Below are 4435 nucleotides of genomic sequence, written 5' to 3' on the forward strand. Positions count from 1 at the left end.
AGCTTTTTAAGATAATCCCAGAAATCTCTTCTTGGGAGATTGATCATCAGCTTAGGATCACGATTCTCCGGAACTACGCCAAGTAAGGCTTTTATATTATATTTATCAAGTAGACTTTTAAAGCGTTCGAAATTGCCCCAGTCCATGTCCGGAGTAATGTCATCAAGTCTGATAGAAATCTTCATGTTACAACCTCACGTCTCTTTATATAAATAAGAGACTTATGGTTTTATATTTATGTATAAGTTATATCTATAATTATCTATTACAGATTTTCCTTATACCAGTCGATAGCAAGTTTAATACCCTTAGCGAAATCGTAAGATGGATCATATCCAAGCTTCTCTCTTGCCTTAGTAATATCAGCGTTAGAATCACGGATATCTCCTGCACGTGTAGGTCCAAATACAGGCTCAACCTTAACTCCGAGAGCATCACAGATATCATTATAAACATCTATAAGATATTCTCTTCCGCCTGCGCCTATATTGTACATCTCTCCGGCTGCATCTTCAGGTGCAAGGCAGGCACGAAGGTTACCTTCTATAACATTATCTATATATGTAAAGTCACGGCTCTGTCTTCCGTCTCCGTTGATAGTAGGGCGTTCGCCATTAAGGAGCTGCTTGATGAACTTTGGAATAACAGCTGCATATGCGCCGTTAGGATCCTGGTGACGTCCAAATACGTTAAAATATGAAAGTCCGTATGTATTAAGTCCGTAAAGCTTCTTATAGAGCATTCCGTATTTCTCATTGGTCTGCTTGGTAAGTGCGTAAGGAGAAAGAGGATTACCTTCCTGATCTTCTCTCTTAGGAAGCTTAGTTGAATCGCCATATACAGATGAAGAGCATGCATATGCAAATCTCTTGACGCCGTTCTGACGTGCTGCTTCCATCATATTAAGAGTTCCTCTTATATTGATCTCTTCATAAATAAGAGGCATCTCGATAGAACGTGGAACTGAACCCCATGCTGCTTCATGGCATACATAATCAACACCTTCTGTTGCTTTCATACAAGCATCAAGGTTTCTGATATCGTCCTCGATGAAAGTGAAGTTAGGATTATCCATGAATGGATTTAAATTCTCTATATGTCCTGTTGAAAGGTTATCAAGTACGCGTACTTTGTATCCCTTCTTAAGAATAGCTTCTGTAATATTGCATCCGATAAATCCTGCACCACCGGTAACAAGAAATGTACTTCCCTCTGGGAAGGTTAACTGTTCGTAACTCATTTGTGCATTGCTCCTTATAATCTAAATCTAATTATAGTCATAATCGCTAAGATATTATACCACACAAGTCAAATCAGTGCTTCCATGCACTTGACTTGTATGGTACTTCCCTGTACCCACACAAGTCAAATCAGTGCTTCCATGCACTAAACTTGTTCGGTACATCCTTGTATCCACACAAGTCAAATCGGTGCCTCCATGCACTAAACTTGTTCGGTACCTCACCTGTTCATATAGTCGTTAAGATTTCTAAAATATATATCATATAAAAAATCTTATTCTTATGCTACAATAAACAAGACTTTTATGATGAAATAAAGGAGAAAAAATGGTCAAGATCAATTTGCCAAAAGAAAAAAAATATATAATCTATTTCATGATTACACTTATAACAACATTAGCAATGTTTACTACTTTCAATTATATCGATGGACAATCATTGCTTGCATATTCAGTTACTACTTGGGATGCAATTTTTTCTGGTGATATTTCCAGCTTTTATGCCCTCAAACTAGAAAATTTAAGGAATGCTTATCAGCCAGATTCTTTAGAGACTCCAATAGCTATGTTTCCAGCTGTCATATGGTCACTTCCGGTTTGGCTCACTCACACTTTTAATGGTAATTATGACGTTTCCGGCCTTTTCTGCATATATTGGTTTAAGCTAATTTATATAATATTTACTATAATCACTGCTTATGCAGGTTATTCTATTATTAAGTTCTTTAATACTAAGTCAAATAATAATGATAGTATTATAGCTTTATTTTTTATTCTTTCATCACCTGAAATTCTCATTAGTACAATGTATGCCGGTCAAGATGAAATCTTCTATATTGCATTTATGATGCTGGCACTCAATTCATTTGTAAAGAAAGATAATAAATGGTTTTTAATATGGTCAATATGTTCAGTCGCTTGTTGCGATCTCATGCTCGTTCCTGTACTTGCACTGTTACTCATATCAGAAAACAAATTGTATAAAATAGTATATAAATTATTATTAACATTAGTCCCTAGACTTGTATGGGCATTACTAACTATAGGAGCCCCTTATAAGAGTCTTCTTGAGGGCGGAGATGCTTATGAAATAAGTGATATATTTAATATATTCACAATAGAAACTACTACTGGTTCAGCTTCAATAGCTTCTTTATTAATGGTTTTATTATTTTTCTATGCTTACAACATAAAGAACAAAGAATCTGATGATATTGAATTAAAACGCAAAGCAATATGGTTTATTACTGCTTTAACTGTAGTTATGTCATTTATCATGCAAAATCATTTTTATAGATTTTGCATTTATACACCATTTTTTATAGTTCTCTTATTTATTTCAAGAAATGAAAAAGTCAACGTCTTTTTATATATGATTAGCTTATACCTTAGAATGTTTACTGGTGGATATAATTCTCCAATGAACATAAATACAGAATATACTGCAAGTGGAAGTTGGGCCGAAAAAATCTGCATTTTGGTAGGAAGTAAAAAATATGACACTTATGATGGATTAAATGCAAAAATACTAGAAAAGTTACCTATATTAGAATCTATGGTGCCTATGATGAATGGTATAGTTCTTGCTTGCATATTACTTATTCTATATCATACGTATACAAATAAAAAATGTGAACTAGACATCCCAGTATCTCGAAAATATTCAGATTTTATGATAGTATCATGTATGTCGTTATATCTTACAGTATTTTATATGCTTTTGTTCAAATGATGCTCTTTTTATAAAACAATTATAAATAAGACAAAATCCTCCGATAAATAGATTAGTATTTTTAATACAACTATTTTCAGGAGGATTATTAAAATGAATAATAAGCACCTAAAATTCTTAAGTACATTAACAACTATAATTTTACTTACCCTATCTATTTCTATCACTTCTAAGGCAGAACTGGCAACACATTATGATAATACAGAAGATTTATATCTTACCGCGTACAACCTGTATATCGAACAAGGTGGTTATGACAGTGTCGGCATCCATGCAACCAATTATGTGAGCTACTATATCATTGGAGCTCATAGTTCTAACACCTATGTTGTTCTCAAAGACGCAGGCGCAGGCTTCGATCTTGAAGTTCATGTTGGAATTGATGAAACGGCTAATGAATTTACTGTTTACATCTATTTGGATGGTACAACAGATTATCATAAAGATCTGTATGTAGGTGTTAAGGAAGTTTATACTTACAATCCGGATTCAGAACTTGATACTACATCTTTAGTAACAGCTATACAGGTTCCTTATATAAACAGTACTGTAGGTATTCTTGCACTTACTAACGACAATAAGAGCGGCTTCTTCTATACAGCAGAAGGTCTTCCTATAGGACAGTTTAGTGTATATGCTGACAATGGGCAGATGAGAGTTCTTCAGCTTGGAGAAGCTGTAGATACAGGTTCCGGAATTTATGTAACTGTTAATACTACAACTGCAGGAACTATTCATATTTCAGACAGTGATAAGACAGCCTTGCAGCTGTTTGGCATAAATGGTCTTATACTTAACGGAGTAATTACTCCTTGGCCGTGATAGCCGGTAATACGATAATAAAAGGTATCATCATTGTAAGGAAATATGTATATCTAAAATCCGCTGCAACAGGTGTTGCAATAAGGACAGTACATACTCCAAAGAATGTAAGGAGAAGGGGCATAACAATGCCTCTTTTCTTTTTGGATAAAATAATCCCTATAGATATGCATAAAAGAAAGAATGTTGATCCCATACAATATAGTATTCCATATCCCGGAAGCATATCAGCAAGCTTAATTCCTATCTCTCTTGTCTTAAGCCATATATTAGCCGGAAGTCCCCATATAAGCCACTTTCGTTCTATCCCGAGTGCATTATCACAGACTCCGTCATTTTCAGCTACGACATAGTTATCTTCACCCTTGGGATTATCAGGATACCAGTATCCGTAGGTCATATTCTTGTATTCATCTATATAGAGCCCTGGATATTTAAGCCCAGTTCTAACCCAAAGCCCTGCATACTCCCATATATGTTCTTCAAGATATTCAGGATCTCCTGCCTTAAAAAGTTCCTTCATGTTATCAGCAAAGTCGTAGGCATAGAGTTCATGAATATAGGTAGTATCAATTATCTTATCAACCATCTGGGTGTCTTCTGTTCCGAGATCCTTATCCTCTACAAGTACCCTGCAAAAT

The 4435-nt window shown here is 34.9% G+C and carries 5 protein-coding genes; 2 read left to right on the forward strand and 3 right to left on the reverse strand.

The window, feature by feature from the left end; genetic code table 11:
- The coding region (locus K6G87_RS18065; protein ID WP_296840397.1) for a DUF2334 domain-containing protein at positions 1 to 185 on the reverse strand (185 nt) is incomplete at its 3' end.
- 80 nt (positions 186 to 265) lie between these two features.
- Positions 266 to 1240 carry an SDR family oxidoreductase gene (locus K6G87_RS18070; protein WP_296836669.1) on the reverse strand — a complete coding sequence of 325 codons (975 nt, stop codon included), beginning with the start codon at positions 1238 to 1240 and terminating at the stop codon, positions 266 to 268.
- Between the two features lie 328 nt (positions 1241 to 1568).
- Here K6G87_RS18070 and K6G87_RS18075 point away from each other — a divergent pair, with 328 nt between their 5' ends.
- Together K6G87_RS18075 and K6G87_RS18080 are read left to right on the forward strand one after the other, a co-directional pair.
- Positions 1569 to 2972: a hypothetical protein gene (locus K6G87_RS18075; protein ID WP_296840399.1), complete on the forward strand. Its 1404-nt coding sequence runs from the start codon at positions 1569 to 1571 to the stop codon at positions 2970 to 2972.
- Between the two features lie 93 nt (positions 2973 to 3065).
- Positions 3066 to 3794 carry a hypothetical protein gene (locus K6G87_RS18080; RefSeq protein WP_296840402.1) on the forward strand — a complete coding sequence of 243 codons (729 nt, stop codon included), beginning with the start codon at positions 3066 to 3068 and terminating at the stop codon, positions 3792 to 3794.
- Here the strand turns inward: K6G87_RS18080 and K6G87_RS18085 are convergent.
- On the reverse strand, positions 3778 to 4435 hold a 658-nt coding region (locus K6G87_RS18085; protein ID WP_296840404.1), incomplete at its 5' end, for a DUF6020 family protein. The genes K6G87_RS18080 and K6G87_RS18085 overlap by 17 nt on opposite strands.

The sequence above is a fragment of the Butyrivibrio sp. genome, assembly GCF_024699075.1.